General features: G+C 67.6%; 15 protein-coding genes. 8 read left to right on the top strand and 7 right to left on the bottom strand.

What is annotated here, in order from left to right:
* Positions 1-20: 20 nt before the first annotated feature.
* Positions 21-860 (bottom strand): NAD(P)H-binding protein, encoded by an 840-nt coding sequence (locus IU452_RS00445; protein ID WP_195106850.1) that lies wholly within the window; start codon positions 858-860, stop codon positions 21-23.
* Between the two features lie 89 nt (positions 861-949).
* Between IU452_RS00445 and IU452_RS39100 the strand changes: the two genes are divergently transcribed.
* Positions 950-1837 (top strand): AraC family transcriptional regulator, encoded by an 888-nt coding sequence (locus tag IU452_RS39100; protein WP_195106849.1) that lies wholly within the window; start codon positions 950-952, stop codon positions 1835-1837.
* A gap of 10 nt (positions 1838-1847) precedes the next feature.
* Here the strand turns inward: IU452_RS39100 and IU452_RS00435 are convergent, their stop codons facing one another.
* The 4 genes from IU452_RS00435 to IU452_RS00420 all read right to left on the bottom strand — a co-directional run bounded on the left by IU452_RS00435 (position 1848) and on the right by IU452_RS00420 (position 6680).
* Positions 1848-2798 (bottom strand): alpha/beta hydrolase, encoded by a 951-nt coding sequence (locus IU452_RS00435; RefSeq protein ID WP_416382268.1) that lies wholly within the window; start codon positions 2796-2798, stop codon positions 1848-1850.
* Positions 2799-2878: 80 nt separating this feature from the next.
* Positions 2879-3904, bottom strand: a complete 1026-nt coding sequence (locus IU452_RS00430) for an asparagine synthase C-terminal domain-containing protein (protein WP_228816346.1) — start codon at positions 3902-3904, stop codon at positions 2879-2881.
* Between the two features lie 115 nt (positions 3905-4019).
* Positions 4020-5258 (bottom strand): acyl-CoA dehydrogenase family protein, encoded by a 1239-nt coding sequence (locus tag IU452_RS00425; protein ID WP_195106847.1) that lies wholly within the window; start codon positions 5256-5258, stop codon positions 4020-4022.
* 30 nt (positions 5259-5288) lie between these two features.
* Entirely contained in the window at positions 5289-6680 is a 1392-nt protein-coding gene (locus IU452_RS00420; RefSeq protein WP_416382254.1) for an acyl-CoA dehydrogenase family protein, read from the bottom strand.
* A gap of 264 nt (positions 6681-6944) precedes the next feature.
* On the opposite strand from IU452_RS00420, the gene IU452_RS00415 reads away from it, so the two are divergent.
* Positions 6945-8423 (top strand): glycosyltransferase family 39 protein, encoded by a 1479-nt coding sequence (locus IU452_RS00415; protein WP_324192365.1) that lies wholly within the window; start codon positions 6945-6947, stop codon positions 8421-8423.
* Between the two features lie 94 nt (positions 8424-8517).
* On the opposite strand, the gene hisN is transcribed toward IU452_RS00415, so the two are convergent.
* Entirely contained in the window at positions 8518-9303 is a 786-nt protein-coding gene (gene hisN, locus IU452_RS00410; protein WP_195106845.1) for a histidinol-phosphatase, read from the bottom strand.
* Between the two features lie 37 nt (positions 9304-9340).
* Positions 9341-9949: an NAD(P)H-dependent oxidoreductase gene (locus IU452_RS00405; RefSeq protein WP_195106844.1), complete on the bottom strand. Its 609-nt coding sequence runs from the start codon at positions 9947-9949 to the stop codon at positions 9341-9343.
* A gap of 155 nt (positions 9950-10104) precedes the next feature.
* Here IU452_RS00405 and IU452_RS00400 point away from each other — a divergent pair, with 155 nt between their 5' ends.
* From IU452_RS00400 to ftsX, 6 genes are all read left to right on the top strand, one after another.
* A complete protein-coding gene (locus IU452_RS00400; RefSeq protein ID WP_228816252.1) occupies positions 10105-10968 on the top strand; it encodes a helix-turn-helix domain-containing protein in 864 nt (287 codons plus the stop codon).
* 63 nt (positions 10969-11031) lie between these two features.
* Positions 11032-12150 carry a peptide chain release factor 2 gene (gene prfB, locus IU452_RS00395; protein WP_195106843.1) on the top strand — a complete coding sequence of 373 codons (1119 nt, stop codon included), beginning with the start codon at positions 11032-11034 and terminating at the stop codon, positions 12148-12150.
* 218 nt (positions 12151-12368) lie between these two features.
* Positions 12369-13226, top strand: coding sequence for a mechanosensitive ion channel family protein (locus tag IU452_RS00390; protein ID WP_195106842.1), 858 nt, complete (start codon positions 12369-12371; stop codon positions 13224-13226).
* Positions 13213-13371 carry a hypothetical protein gene (locus IU452_RS00385; protein ID WP_195106841.1) on the top strand — a complete coding sequence of 53 codons (159 nt, stop codon included), beginning with the start codon at positions 13213-13215 and terminating at the stop codon, positions 13369-13371. The genes IU452_RS00390 and IU452_RS00385 overlap by 14 nt, the downstream gene beginning before the upstream one ends.
* An 86-nt stretch (positions 13372-13457) precedes the next feature.
* A complete protein-coding gene (gene ftsE / locus IU452_RS00380) occupies positions 13458-14147 on the top strand; it encodes a cell division ATP-binding protein FtsE (protein ID WP_195106840.1) in 690 nt (229 codons plus the stop codon).
* Positions 14147-15052: a permease-like cell division protein FtsX gene (gene ftsX / locus IU452_RS00375; protein WP_195106839.1), complete on the top strand. Its 906-nt coding sequence runs from the start codon at positions 14147-14149 to the stop codon at positions 15050-15052. The genes ftsE and ftsX overlap by 1 nt, the downstream gene beginning before the upstream one ends.
* Positions 15053-15153: the final 101 nt, after the last annotated feature.

The following is a 15153-nucleotide window of genomic DNA, read 5'->3' as shown; positions in this document are numbered from 1 at the left end:
TCCCTGGCCGCCAACCACATTCAGACCTGCAGGTCCCATACGCCGCTCGGGGCGGTCTTGCCGGCCCACTCCTCGATGCTGCCCGGTGCGCGGCCGAGCACCTGCTGGACCCCGTCGGTGAGTCCGGAGAGGTGTCCGGCCCGGAGCAGGCCGAACAGACTGTCCATGGCCTCGACGACGGCCTCGGGCTGCCCGGCGGCGCGCAGGTCGTCGCGGTACTGCTCGGGGGTGATGTCCTCGAAGACGATGGGGCGTCCGGCCGCGGCGGAGATCACCTCGACCGCTTCGCCGAACCCGACCCGTCGGGGTCCCGACACCCCGTAAACCCTTCCGGCATGGCCGGGTTCGACCAGAACGGCCGCGGCCACCGCGGCGACGTCCTCGACGTCGACGAAGGGTTCGAGCGCACCGCCGACCGGAAGGGCCAGCCGACCCGAACGCAGCGGGTCGAGCCAGAGATCCTCGCTGAAATTCTGCAGGAAATTGTTGGCGCGCACGATCGTCCACTCCACTCCGGAGGCGCGCACCGCGGCCTCGGCCGCGGCCATGCCCTGCCCGAAGCGCTCGTCGATGTGCTCGATGCCGTTCCCGGACAGGGTCACCAGGCGCTGCACACCCGCGGCGACCGCCGTGTCGACGAAATCGGCGATCGGTTCCGGTTCGTCGGGGGCGACGAGGTAGACGGCCCGGGAACCGGTCAGTGCGGGTTGCCAGGTGGTGGGATCGCTCCAGTCGAACGGGGTGGGGCTGGTGCGCGAGGCCGGGCGCACCGGGACCTCGGCTGCGCGCAGGTTGCGGACCACTCGCCGTCCGGTCTTCCCGGTCGCGGCGAGAACGAGGATGTCGCTATTCCGTGTCATATCCCCATTCCATCGAGCGGTGACGGCCGCGGCCATGGCCGATCGTCCGGGGTGCATAGGCGTCCGTTCGGCCCGCCTACGCTGGCGTGGTGGATGTGTTCGACGAACTGTTGCGGGGCGTGCGGGGCAGGGGAGTCCTGTTCGGGCGGTCGGAACTGCGGCCGCCGTGTGCGCTGACCCTGGGTGAGGGTGCGTCGCTGACGCTGTGCGTGCCGATGCGCGGTGACGGCTGGATCGTGCCGCAATCCGGTGCGCCGCATCATATTCGGGTGGGTGAGGCGGCCGTGGTGTGCGGTCCGGCTCCGTTCGTCTTCACCGACGATCCGGGGGATGGCCGTGCGACCGAGGCGGCGGGGGAGGCGGTTCTGCTCGCCGGGACCTATCACATGGCCGAGCAGGTGCCGCGGCGGTTGCTGCAGGTCTTGCCGCCCGTGCTGGTCGTGCCCGATGAGCACGACTGTGCGGCGATGCGGGACTACCTGGAATGGCAGCTGGACGCCTCGCGCCCGGGGCGGCAGGTGGTGCTGGATCGGTTGCTGGACTGGATGCTGGTGTGCACGCTGCGGGATTGGTTCGACCGGCCCGAGGCCGAAACGCCGGGCTGGTACCGCGCCCTCGGTGACGATGTGGTCGGACCGGCCCTGCGCGCCATTCACGAGGATCCGTCGCATCCGTGGACCTTGGCCGAATTGTCCTCGCGTGCAGGAGTTTCGCGCACCACCTTCACCACCCGGTTCACCGAGCTGATAGGTGCAGGACCAGTCGCCTACCTGACCGAGTGGCGCATGACCAAGGCGGCCGACCTCTTGACCGGCACCGACCTGACGATCGCCGCCATCGCCCACCGCGTCGGCTACGCAGACGCTTTCGGTTTCAGCGCCGCCTTCAAACGCATCCAGGGCACCAGTCCCAGCGACTACCGCCGAGCCGCGACCGGCCGGGCAACCCTCGAAGCCCAACCGGCCGCCGCGACCTGATCCTGCAGGTCTATTCGGCCAGGGCGCGGCGCAGGGCCGCGGCGAGTTCGGCGAGCTGGCGCTGGGACACCTCGGCGGACAGGATCGCCTGCGAACCGTGGAATGTGCCGGGCCACTGGTGCAATTCGACCGATACACCCGCCTGCAGCAGGCGCAGCGCGTAGTCGAGGTTTTCGTCGCGGTTCGGGCACAGCTCGGCGGTGGCAATGTAGGCCGGTGGCAGGCCGGACAGGTCGGTGGCCCGGGCTGGGGCGGCGTACGGCGACGCGGGCGCGGAGCCCAGGTAGTGCCCCCAGGCCGCGGTGACCTTGGCGCGATTCATCCAGGGCGTATCGGTGAACTCCCGCGCCGACCACGTCTGCTGCCGATCGTCGAGGCCGGGCTGATTGAGCAGCTGGAACCGAATGGGCGGCCCCTGCTCATCACGCGCCCGCAACGCCACCGCGGCCGCGATCCCCCCACCGGCGCTGTGCCCTCCCACCGCAATCCGCCCCGGGTCGATTCCGAGTTCGCCCGCGTGCTCGGCCGTCCAGACCAGCGCGGCATAGGCGTCATCGAAGGCGGCCGGAAACCGATTCTCGGGAGCCAGGCGATAACCCACCGAAACCACCACCGCCCCAGAGCTTTCCGCGATCCGGCCGGCCCACGGATGCTCGGTCTCCACATCCCCCATGACAAACCCGCCACCATGCAACCAGACGATCGCCCCCTGCGCCCGCAGCGGCCGATAAACCCGCACCGGCACATCCGCCTCACCGGGCACGATCCGATCCTCGATCTCCATCCCCGAGGTATCCGGCAGCGGCACCGCCGCCGCCAATTTGGCGAAGTTCTCCCGCGCGGCGATTGGATCAGTGAGATCGGCAGGCGGGAACAACGAAAGAAATGCTTCGAGTTCGGGATCCATGACAGCAATCCTCGCGGCCGCACCCGCGAAGATCATCCGCCAACCGTCGCGCATACCGCCCTCACCGCGCGACGATCGGCTCTCTCGTGCCAGCACTGCGGGTCATTGCGGTAGCGCCCGGCATCACCATCCCGCTATATCTGCCGCACTCGGTCGCGGTCGAGTATGGCGAGGTAGAGCCGGGTAGCGACGGCTTCGGGGTCCTCGGTCAACGGATCGGTGTACGTCTGCGCTCCCTGGAGCGTGGCGGCGTAGGTTCTTGCGGCGAGGGCGAGTGTGCCCATCAGACCGGAGGACCGCTGAATCGGTGACTTGGTGCTCCACGCAAGGTGTTTCGCACCGTCGGGGAGTCGGTGATCACAGGCGATGCGGAGTGCGAGCTTATCGACCGCCTGACCGTTGCGCTCGCCGAAAAGTGCCGGCGGCGCAAACCGTTCCGCGATCTTCCACCATCGAACAGTCTGGAAGGTCTGAACGAAGTTGTCGGCGTAGTGCTCCAGCAGGGCTGCGTAGAAGTGCGGAACCAGGCGGTGATAGCGGAAGTTCGATACCGACTCCGTACGGGCCAGTCGGTCGAGCTGTGCGCGGGCATCAGCGGATTCGAGTGGATAGGTCAACGTCGTACCGCCCGCGAGGATCGCGTCGGCGCCGCCGCCGCTGAGAATCGCTCCGAGCTGGGGGATCTTCTCGAGACTTCTCCGGGAAGCGAGGATTGGTATTCCGGCGGTCACCTCCCACAGCTCGGATGTGTCGAGTCGCGCGATCACATCTCCGGCCAGATCGACCACCTCGCCGGCGGTCAGACGGATGACGTCGTGGGAGATCCCCAGAGCGCGCGATGCCGCCTTCGCGTTTTCCCCATCGGACTCGTTCTCCGTGACGATCGTGATGGCGTGCGGCCGGTAGCCGAGGTCAACGGCGACAGACGCTACATAGATCGAGTCCACGCCGCCACTCAGCAGAACGGCGGGCGTGCCACCGAAGCGTTCGAGTACTGCGGTCAATCGCGAGCGGGTCTCGGCATCGATGATCTCGGCGACCTCCTCCGGGTCGGCAAGGATGCGGGTATCCGGGTTCGGTTCCGTCATTCCGCAGAGGACATCGGTCACGTACTCGATCGGTTCGGATGTCTGAGGCGGAAGGACCAGATCATTGCTCATGCTCACCGTTCCGATTGTGTCGTGCAGACGAGGCGGTAGCTGATCGAGTCCGGAACGAGAAAACCGGTGCGGGTCGCGTCATGGACCCACACCGGTTTTCTCGCTGTGTCGCAGGCTACTTCAGCTTGTCGCTGGACAGGTTCAGGACCCGGCGGGCGACGATGAGCTGCTGGATCTGCTGGGTGCCTTCGAAGATGTCCAAGATCTTCGAGTCGCGGCTCCACTTTTCCAGGAGGGTGCGCTGGGAGTAGCCGATGGAGCCGGCCAGCTCTACGGCCTTGAGGGTGACGTCGGTGCCCATGCGGCCGGCCTTGGCCTTGGACATCGAGGCCTCGAGCGAGTTGGGCTTCTTGTTGTCGGCCATCCAGCCGGCGCGCAGGGAGAGCAGGTAGGCTGCCTCCCAATCCGCTTCCAGGCGAAGGAATTCCGCGGCGGCGGCGTGCTGGTTGTTGGCGGGGCGGTCGTAGTCGATCTCGACACCGGCCTCGGTGAGGATCTTGCGGAGCTCCTCGAGGGCGGCGCGGCCGACGCCGACGGCCATGGCGGCCACCAGCGGGCGGGTGTTGTCGAAGGTCTGCATGACCCCGGCAAAACCCTTCTCCACGTTGACTTCCGGGCTGCCGAGGATGTTGTCCTTCGGGATCCGGCAGTCCTCGAGCCGTAGCTCGGCGGTGTCGGAGGCCTTGATGCCCAGCTTGTGCTCGAGGCGAGCGACGGTGAGGCCCTTGGCATCTCGCGGCACCACGAACGACTTGATGGCGGCGCGGCCCTTGGTCTTGTCGACCGTCGCCCACACCACGATGTGGGTGGCGCGCGAGCCGGCGGTCACGAAGATCTTGGTGCCGTTGAGAACCCATTCGTCGCCGTCGAGCACCGCGGTGGTGGACACGGCCGCGGAGTCGGAACCGAACGACGGCTCGGTGATGGCCATGGCGGCCCACACCTTGCCGAAGCGCTTCAGCTGCTCGTCGGTGGCGACCGCGGCGATGGCGGCGTTGCCCAGCCCCTGATAGGGAATCGACAGCATCAGGCCGACGTCACCCCACGAGGTCTCCAGGGCGTTCATCAGCGCGGACATATTGCCGCCGTTGGTGTTTCCGAGCAGCTCGGTGGCGTGCTCGTCGGTGGCCGCCTCACCCTCCTTGGCCTTGCGGCCGCCGGTGGCGCCACTGATGTCCTGCGCGCCGGAATCGGCCAGGCCCTCCACCATGGCGGCCATGGTGTCCAGCTCGACCGGGTACTCGTGCTCGGCGAGATCGTATTTGCGCGAGACCGGGCGGAAGATCTCCGCGGCGACCTGGTGGGCCTGATTGGCGCTGGCCCGCAGCTTCTTGGGGAGTTCGAGATTGATCATGGAATGTCTCCGTAACGAAGTTCGGGCGGATCAGACGAGGACGACACCTTCGGCGACGCCGATGGCGCGCAGATCGCGGTACCAGCGCTCGACCGGGTGTTCCTTGGTGTAACCGTGGCCGCCCAGCAGTTGCACACCGTCCAGGCCGAACTGCATGCCCTTGTCGGTGGCCAGCTTCTTGGCCAGGGCGGCCTCGCGGGCGAACGACAGTCCCTGCTCCGCGCGCGATGCACCGCGCAGCGTCACCAGGCGCAGGCCGTCCAGTTCGATCGCGATATTGGCGACCATGAACGCCACCGCCTGCCGGTGGGCGATCGGCTCACCGAACGCCTCGCGCTCCTTCACGTACGGAATCACGTAGTCCAGCACGGCCTGACCGGTGCCGACGGCCAGCGACGCCCAGCCCAGCCGGGCCAGCCGCACCGCGTCGGCATAGTCCTCGGCGCGCTGCGCAGCATCGCCCTCGCCCAGGATGGCCTCGGTGGGGACCGCGACATTGTCCAGGATCAACCGGCCCAGGCCGGCGGCCCGCAGACCCATGCTCGGATCGGCCTCGATCACCACGCCCGGGGTGTCGGACTCGACGATGAACAGCGCCGGGCGGCCGTCGAGTTCGGCGCCCACGATGAACAGTTCGGCGTCACCGGCGGCGGGGACCAGGCTCTTCACGCCGTTGAGGCGGTAGCCGCTGGGGGAGCGGGTGGCCTTGGTCTGCAGCGCGAACGGATCGAACAGCGCGCGCGGCTCGGCGAGCACCACCGACGCCTGCGGCACGTTCTCCCCGGTGAAGGCGCCCAGGTAGGTCTTCTGCTGCGCGTCGGTGCCCCACTGCGACAGCGCGACAGCGACACCCGACGGAGCCAGAATCGGCAGTGCCAGGCCCATATCACCGTGCGCGAGCGCCTCGGCTACCAGCGAGTTGGTGACCGCACCGCGCTCGGCGGCCGCACCCTCGAGCTCCTCGGGCACGTTGATGAGGGTGATGCCCAGTTCGGCGGCGCGCTCGAGCAGATCGCGCGGGGCCTTGGCCGCATTGTCGGCCTCGTAGGCGGCCGGGCGCAGGATCTCCGCGGCGAACTCCCGCACCGTCTCGACGATCATCTGCTGGTCGTCGGTCGGGGTCAGGTCGAAGTAGTCCTTGCTGCGGGACTCGTTGGCGGGCAGCCGCTTCGGCTTGCCGCCGCCGGAGACCTTGTTGAAGGCCCGGGTGGCCGCGCCCAGGGTGCGGAAACCGGTCTTGGTGGCCTCGTAGGTGACCCGTTCGATGGGCTTGCGCAGCTTGTACTTCTCGGCGAGCTCCGACCCGGTGATGGTCGTCATGACCCGCATGGCCGCGCCCATCCAATCGCGCTTCTGCGGATTCAGGCCGACGGCGGAATCCGGACGTCGCTTCGTTGCGGTGTCTCGAGTGCTCATAATCACCAGTCTTCTCGGGTGGTGGGTGATCGGGTCCCAGCATCTTACTTGCGAGTAAGTCTATCTTACTCCAGAGTAAGAACGCCGTCGAGCGGCAGCATACACACGGCGATCGCGAGGTCGGCAAATTCGTCGTCGACGTGACGCTCACCTGGGGGATACCGCGGACGGGACCGTATAACCGTCCGGTCGGAACGGTTCGGTTCGATGATGCCGGACCGCCGGGGAGACCGACGCCGATTCGGACATTTGCCGCACCCGGGAGCGGTCGTGTGGGGCGAGACGGCCGCGGGTGCGGTGCGGGTGTGGCAAGGTAGCGGAATGTATTACGTCGCGGCCGTTTTCGCGGCGGTGCTGGTGGCGTTCGCGAACCGATACGGCTACCACCGTGACGAGTTGTATTTTCTGGCCGCGGGACGGCGTCTCGACTGGGGGTATGCGGATCAGCCGCCGCTGGTGCCCGCTGTCGCACGGATGATGGCGTCGGTCGATGCGGATTCGCTTGTGCTGCTGCGGCTTCCGGCCGTGGCGGCGGCCACCGTGGTGGTCCTGTGCGCGGGGTGGATGGCGCGGGAATTGGGCGGTGGGCGCGGGGCGCAGGCGCTGGCGGCCGGGGTGGTGGCCTCGTCGGCCCTGGTCGTGGCGGCCGGTCATCTGTTCGGCACCACCGTCTTCGACCTGGCGGTGTGGTCGTTGATCGTGGTGGTGATGTTGCGGCTGCTGCGGGACGAGCCGGATCACCGCTGGTGGTTGGCCGTGGGTGCGTTGGTGGGTGTGGGACTGCTGAACAAGGCGTTGCTGATCGTCTCCGTCGGTGCCCTGGTGATCGCACTGCTGCTGGCGGGGCGGCGAAAAGTGTTCGCCACCAAGTATTTATCGTGGGCCGTCGGGGTCGCGGTGCTGATCTGGCTGCCGTATCTGTGGTGGCAGGCGATGAACGGCTGGCCGCAGTGGCAGCTGAGCCGCGCCATCGCGGAGGGAGGGTCGGGGACATCGAATTCGCGGCCGATGTTCGTGGTGTTGCAACTGGTGCTGATGGGCGCGCTGGTGGTACCGGTGTGGGTGCTCGGGCTGTGGCGGTTGTGGCAAGCGCGGCGGTATCGCGCCTTCGCCGTCGCGTATGTGCTGCTGTTCGTGGTATTCGTCGCGGTCGGCGGCAAGGCCTACTACCTGGGCGGCATGTATCCGCTGCTGCTGGCCGCCGGATGTGTGCCGGTGGTGGCCTGGTTGAGCAGGCATCGGAAGGCGTGGGCCGCAGTGATTCCCGCGCTTGCCGTGCACACGGCGGTGTCGGTCCTGCTGTTCCTGCCGGTGCTACCCGTCACCGCGCTGCCCGGTTCGCCGGTTCTGGCCGTGAACTACGACGCGGGCGAGACCGTCGGCTGGCCCCAATTCGTTCGCCAGGTCGCCGACGCCCGCGCCCGCCACTCCCCCTCGGCAGCACTCCTCACCGCCAATTACGGCGAGGCGGGAGCGATCGAACGTTTCGGCCCCGCCTACGACCTGCCCACCCCGCACAGCGGCCACAACGCCTACTGGTGGTGGGGCGCACCGCCCGGCGCGACCGAAGTCCTCACCGTCGGCATCGCACCTCGCCGCGTCGCCGCCATCTGCGCCGATATTCGCCCGGCCGGTCGTATCGATAACGGCCTCGGCCTCGACAACGACGAACAGCACGCCCCGATGTACGTCTGCGCACCCCGCGCCCCGTGGGCGACCCTCTGGCCAGCCCTGAAAGTCCTGGGCTGACCAAGGGACGTCATCTCCTCCCGGCATGCCGTCCTCTCGCCATCCCGGAATCAGAGGTGGGTTGTGACGGAAGGGAGGGCGGGCTGGGTAGTCCTCAGCGACGCAGGCGGGGCAGGATCTGGTCGTGGAGCAGGCCGTTGGTGGCCACCGCGCTGCCGCCGTGCGGGCCCGGGGTGCCGTCGAGGGCCGTGAAGGCGCCTCCGGCCTCGCGGACGAGCACGTCCAGGGGAGCCAGATCCCACAGCGATACCTCGGGTTCGGTGGCGATGTCGACCGCGCCCTCGGCGAGCAGGCAGTAGCCGAAGAAGTCTCCGTAGCCGCGGGTGCGCCAGACCTCGTCGGTCAGGGCGATCAGCTGATCGCGCAGGCCGCGGTCACGCCATCCGGACAGGCTCGAGATCGCCAGGCTGGCCGCGGTCACCTCGCGCACCGCCGATACCGAGATCGCCCGCGGCTCGTCGGATTCGAACCGGGTCCAGGCACCTGCACCCGTCGCCGCCCACCATCGCCGCGCCAACGCGGGAGCGCTCACCACTCCCACCACCGGCACACCCTCCTCGAGCAGTGCGATCAGTGACGCCCACACCGGCACCCCGCGCACGAAATTCTTGGTGCCGTCGATGGGGTCGATCACCCACTGCCGTCCGGTGAATTCGGCCGTGCCGCCGAACTCCTCGCCCAGCACCGCATCGGCGGGGCGCTCCCGCTCCAGCGTCGCCCGCACCGCCTTCTCCACCGCCAGGTCGGCATCCGACACAGGCGTCAGATCCGGCTTGCTGTCCACCTTCAGATCCAGCGCCCCGAATCGGGCACGGGTGATCGCATCGGCCTCGTCGGCCAGTCGCAGGGCAAGCTCGAGATCGCGGGAGTGCTCGGTCACCCGGCAAACCCTAATCGTCGGGCGGGAAGGCCGGTCATCAGGCAGCCTGCTCGGACGCCGAGCCCACCCCCTCGCGCGCCGCCGCCAGTGCGCTCGCCCACCAGTGCAGCTGATCGAGCATCGAGTCGGCCGCGGCCTCGGCGTCGGCGGGGTCGTGCAGTCTGCCGTCGGCGTCGAACAGCTGGTAGTAGCGCGGAAAGGACACGTAGTCGCGGACGGTGTGTGCATCGAGTTCGTTGAAGACCTGACGCAGGTGCTCGATGGCGAGCAGCCCACCGCTCGCGCCGCTGTAGCCGACGAAACCGATGGTCTTGCGATCCCATTCGGCGGCGTGCCAGTCGATGGCGGTCTTCAGCGAGGCCGGGTAGCTGCGGTTGATGTCCGGGGTGACGATCACCATCGCATCGGCCCGGTCCAGCCGCCGGGTGAGCTCGGCCGTCCCGTCGGGGCGGGGCGGATGGGGGTCCATGCGCAGCGGGATCGCGGGCAGGGCCGTGGGTAGCGGGAACTCGGCCAGATCGATCACATCGACATCGAATGCGCCGTGCGCGCGAGCCTGGTCGGCGAACCAGTTGGCGACCACCGGACCGAATCGGCCGTCCCGGACGCTGGCGATGATCACGGCGAGACGCAGAGTGCTGGACATTTCGATCTCCTTCGAGGCAGTTGTGCACCGTGCGTTCGACTTTGCGCGCCGCCGCGTTCGTGAGGGAGTCCGCCGTGAGAGTGGTAGTAGCAGGGCCACCCTCGGTTCCTCCGGCGTTGCTACCGTCGAACCATGAGCGAGCTTGCGAGCGGGCCATGGGTACAGTGAGCGACAACGAGCTGGGGCTGTACCTGCGCACACTGCGCGAGTCGGTGACCCCGGCGGATGTCGGGCTGCCCGCCGGGCCGCGTCGTCGCACACCCGGTCTGCGCCGTGCCGAGCTGGCGACCATGGCCGGGGTGAGCGTGGAGTACGTGATCCGACTCGAACAGGGCCGTGACCGCCATCCCTCGTCCGCCGTGCTGTCGGCCCTCGCCGAGGCGTTGCGCATGACGCCGAGCCAGCGGATACATCTGTATTCCCTGGTCAAGGCGGCCGATCCCGGATTCCACTGCCTCGGGACGGTCCCGACCCGCATCGTCCGCCCCGCGGTCTGGGCCATTCTCGATCAGCTCGACCCCACGCCCGCGGCCGTATTCAATCGGCTGGGCGAGGTGCTGGCTTTCACCGGTGGCTATCGGCGCCTCATGGAGGCCACCGGATTACTGGACGGCGGTCTGCCCGCCAGCTTCCCGCACTACCTGTTCACCGACCCGCGGGCCCGCGATGCCTATCCCGATTGGGAGAAGCGCGCCGACAAGGAGGTCCGGACGCTCAAACAGGGTCCGGTGCGATCCGATCCGCTGGTAGCGGCCCTGGTCGACGAGCTGACATTGCTGGCGGGCGAGGAATTCAGCCGGCGGCTGAGAACCATCTCCGGGCAGCCCGATTCCTCGGGTATCACCCGGCTGAACCACCCCGAGGCCGGGCTGCTGCGGCTGGCCTACGAGCGGCTGGACCTGTCCGCCGACGACGACCAGCACATCCTCGTTCATCTGCCTGCCGACGACGCCACCGCGGCCGCCCTGGACCGGTTGATCGGACGGCAACCGGGCGGGTTGCGTGCCGTGTCGGCCTGAGCTCGACGAAAGCATCCTCGGCGTATTTCACCGCATCGACGCTCACCGGTAGATTGGACCATCGTGCATCCTGACGTCTCCGCCGATCTCGCCGAACTCGACACCACCTTGAAGACCGTCGAGTCGGTGCTCGATGTCGACGAATTGCGCCGCCGCATCGACGAACTCGAACATCAGGCCGCCGATCCGGACCTCTGGAACGACCAGGAGCATGCGCAGCGGGTCACCAGCGAGCTCTCGCACGCGCAGGGTGAGCTGCGCCGGGTCACCGAGCTGCGCCAGCGCCTGGAGGACCTGCCGGTCCTCTACGAACTGGCCGAGGGCGAGGAGGGTGACGCCCGCGCCGCCGCCCTGGCCGACGCCGAGGCCGAGCGCTCCGCCCTGCACGCCGACGTGGAGGCGATGGAGGTGCGCACGCTGCTGTCGGGCGAATACGACAAGCGCGAGGCGCTGGTCAACATCCGTTCCGGCGCGGGTGGCGTCGACGCCGCCGACTGGGCGCAGATGCTGATGCGCATGTACGTCCGCTGGGCCGAGCGGCACAAGTACCCCGTCGAGATCTACGACACCTCCTACGCCGAGGAGGCGGGCATCAAGAGCGCCACCTTCGCGGTCAAGGTGCCCTACGCCTACGGCACCCTGTCGGTGGAGATGGGCACCCACCGCCTGGTCCGGATCAGCCCCTTCGACAACCAGGGCCGTCGCCAGACCTCCTTCGCCGAGGTCGAGGTGCTGCCGGTGGTCGAGCAGACCGACCACATCGAGATTCCGGAGTCGGAGATCCGCGTGGACGTCTACCGCTCCTCGGGTCCCGGTGGTCAGAGCGTCAACACCACCGACTCCGCGGTCCGCATCACCCACGTGCCCACCGGCATCGTCGTCACCTGTCAGAACGAGAAGTCGCAGCTGCAGAACAAGGTGTCGGCCATGCGCGTGCTGCAGGCCAAACTGCTCGAGCGCAAGCGGCAGGAGGAGCGCGCCGAACTGGACGCGCTCAAGACCACCGAGGGCGCGTCGTGGGGCAACCAGATGCGCTCCTACGTGCTGCACCCGTACCAGATGGTGAAGGATCTGCGGACCAACTACGAGGTCAACAACCCGACCGCGGTCCTCGACGGCGATATCGACGGGTTCATCGAGGAGGGGATCCGCTGGCGGATGCGCCAGGGCGCCGAGCAGTGATCGGGCTGCGGCAAACCGGATCACAACAAAATGGGATTAGCGGTCGGCGCAGCGTCTATTCGTCCTTTCGTGAAGCGTTTACAGCACCGCCACGCCGACGATCACGGCGCAATCACAGCGTTTGATTGCCTGCTGCGCCGTAGTAGCCTGACAGGCGTGTATTTCGGCGGCGCGATGATTCCGGGCGGTACGGACGAGGCACCGAAGCGGGTGTGTCGATGACCGCCGATCTCGCGCTCGGAATCAACGGTGACGCCACCACCTGGCTGCGCGGGCCCGGGCTGGAGGTCGTCCTGTACATCCTCAGCGCCGTGCTGTTCAGCCGGTTCGCAACCTTCGTGCGGGACAAGATCACCCACAAGATCGATGCGGGCTTCCAGAGCAGCGACTCGCTGGTGCGCTCGGAGGCGGCCAAGCATCGGCACGCGCTGGCGCAGGTCGTTACCTGGGTGGTGCTGTCTGTCGTGTACTTCCTGGTGGGCCTGGAAGTATTGCGCCGCTTCGGTTTCGAACTCGGCGGATTGGTCGCACCGGCCGCGGTCCTGGGTGCCGCCCTCGGTTTCGGCGCCCAGCGCGTGGTACAGGACCTGCTGGCCGGGTTCTTCCTCATCACCGAGCGGCAGTACGGATTCGGTGATGTGGTGCGCATCGCAGTCACCGGACAGGCCGACCCCGCCGAAGGTACGGTGGAGGACGTCACGTTGCGGATCACCACCCTACGCAACGCCGACGGTGAGGTGATCACGGTGCCGAACGGCCAGATCGTGAAAGTCACCAATCTGTCGAAGGATTGGGCGCGTGCCGCGATCGACGTTCCGGTGCCGGCGAGCGCCGATATCAACAGGGTCAACGAGATCCTGCACGACGTGGGAACCAAGGCGTACCAGGACCGCAGGCTGAAATCGCTGCTGCTGGACGAACCCACCGTCATGGGTCTCGAGAACTTCACGGTCGACCAGATGAACATCAGAATGGTCGCCCGGACGTTGCCAGGCAAACAATTCGAGGTCGGGCGCGAGCTGCGTGTACGGGTGGCCGCGGCCTTGCGCCGGGAGGGAATGAGTGAAACCGCGTAAGTCGACGGCGATCCTGATCGCTGTCTGGGTCGCCACGTTTGTGCTGTATCTGTTCGTCAAGCCCACTACGGTGACGCAAGCGGGTTACTCCCCGATCGCGAATATCGTGACGAAATCCGTGGTTACGCCGACCCCTGGCCGCTGAGGTGGCTGCGGCGTAACTGTGACAAATCACCTCCGCGGAGTGTGGTCACGGGGACGCGCCGGATTCGCTGGCTACACTGGCTCCCCGTGATCACCCTGCGGAACGTCACCAAGTCCTACAAGACCTCGACGCGACCCGCGCTGGACAATGTTTCCGTCGAGGTCGGCAAGGGCGAGTTCGTCTTCATCATCGGACCGTCCGGTTCGGGCAAGTCGACGTTCATGCGGCTGTTGCTGAAAGAGGAGAAGCCGACCACCGGTGAGGTGCACGTCGCCGATTTCCGGGTGGACCGGTTACCCGGCCGCAAGGTGCCCAAACTGCGTCAGCGCATCGGCTGCGTATTCCAGGATTTCCGGCTGCTGCAGCAGAAGACCGTCGAGCAGAATGTGGCATTCGCGCTGGAGGTGATCGGCAAGAACCGCAAGTTCATCAACCGTGCGGTGCCGGAGGCGCTGGACCTGGTCGGGCTGTCCGGGAAATCCGACCGGCTGCCGAGCGAGCTGTCCGGCGGCGAACAGCAGCGGGTGGCCCTCGCGCGCGCATTCGTGAACCGGCCGCTGGTGTTGCTGGCCGACGAGCCCACCGGCAACCTCGACCCCGAGACCAGTCAGGACATCATGACGCTGCTGGAGCGCATCAACCGCACGGGCACCACGGTGCTCATGGCGACCCACGACAACCACATCGTCGACGCGATGCGCCGGCGGGTGGTGGAGCTGGACAGGGGGAGGCTGGTGCGTGACGAGGCCACCGGTGTGTACGGGGTGGGCCGGTAATGCGCGCCAGCTTCCTGTTCGGCGAGGTCTTCAACGGGCTGCGCCGCAACGTCACCATGACCGTCGCGATGATCCTGACCACCGCGGTATCGCTGACCATGCTCGGCGGCGGCCTGCTGGCGGTGCGGATGGCCGATAAGACCGAGCAGTACTTCATGGACCGGCTGGAGGTGCGGCTGTATCTGACCGAGGATGTGTCGGCCTCGGATCCGGACTGCGCGAAGGATCCGTGCAAGACCTTGATGTCGGATCTGCGGAACACCTCCGGCGTGGTGACCGTGCAGTTCCTCAACCGCGACGACGCCATCCGTGAGGCCAAGGAGAAGACCTTCAAGGATCAGCCGGAGCTGGCCCATTACGTGAGCCAGACCCCGCTGCCCGCCTCACTGCGGGTGAAGATGACCGATGGCGACCAGTACCAGCAGATCCTCGCCAAGTTCCAGGGGCGTCCCGGTGTGTGGACCGTGCGCAACGACAAGGCCATCGTGGACCGGCTGGTAAGCCTGTTCGACGGCCTGCGCAACGCGGCGTTCGGACTGGCGGTGCTGCAGGCGCTGGCGGCGCTGCTGCTGATCGCGAACATGGTGCAGATCGCGGCGTTCACCCGGCGCACCGAGGTCGGCATCATGCGCCTGGTGGGTGCCACCCGCTGGTACACCCAGCTGCCGTTCCTGCTGGAGGCGGTGGTGGCGGCGCTGGCCGGTTCGGTGCTGGCCATCGCGGGCCTGCTGATCGCCCGCCCGCTGGTGATCGACCGGGCCCTCGGCGACCTGTTCAACTCCAGGGTGTTCCCGCGCATCACCGGCGACGACATCGGCGTGGTCGCGATGACGATCTTCCCGGTGGGCATCGCCTTCGCGGCTCTCACCGCCTACGGCACCCTGCGCTACTACGTGCGCGAATAACGCTCAGGCAAGGTGCTTCTCGAACAGGACGACCCCGCTGCAGCCGCCGAAACCGGACGGCAGCGAACCGCGGGTCGACGGAGCGGCCTGGTCTTTTGTGG

Source organism: Nocardia transvalensis, from assembly GCF_015477765.1.
Lineage (GTDB): Bacteria > Actinomycetota > Actinomycetes > Mycobacteriales > Mycobacteriaceae > Nocardia > Nocardia transvalensis_A.
This window is presented reverse-complemented; position numbering and strand designations above follow the sequence as displayed.

Coding starts and splice junctions, on each gene's coding strand:
- ftsX (WP_195106839.1), top strand. CDS start 14,147: ATGCGCGCCAGCTTCCTGTTCGGCGAGGTCTTCAACGGGCTGCGCCGC.
- IU452_RS00435 (WP_416382268.1), bottom strand. CDS start 2,798: ATGCGCGACGGTTGGCGGATGATCTTCGCGGGTGCGGCCGCGAGGATT.
- IU452_RS00390 (WP_195106842.1), top strand. CDS start 12,369: ATGACCGCCGATCTCGCGCTCGGAATCAACGGTGACGCCACCACCTGG.
- IU452_RS00400 (WP_228816252.1), top strand. CDS start 10,105: ATGGGTACAGTGAGCGACAACGAGCTGGGGCTGTACCTGCGCACACTG.
- IU452_RS00405 (WP_195106844.1), bottom strand. CDS start 9,949: ATGTCCAGCACTCTGCGTCTCGCCGTGATCATCGCCAGCGTCCGGGAC.
- IU452_RS00445 (WP_195106850.1), bottom strand. CDS start 860: ATGACACGGAATAGCGACATCCTCGTTCTCGCCGCGACCGGGAAGACC.
- IU452_RS00425 (WP_195106847.1), bottom strand. CDS start 5,258: ATGATCAATCTCGAACTCCCCAAGAAGCTGCGGGCCAGCGCCAATCAG.
- IU452_RS00430 (WP_228816346.1), bottom strand. CDS start 3,904: ATGAGCAATGATCTGGTCCTTCCGCCTCAGACATCCGAACCGATCGAG.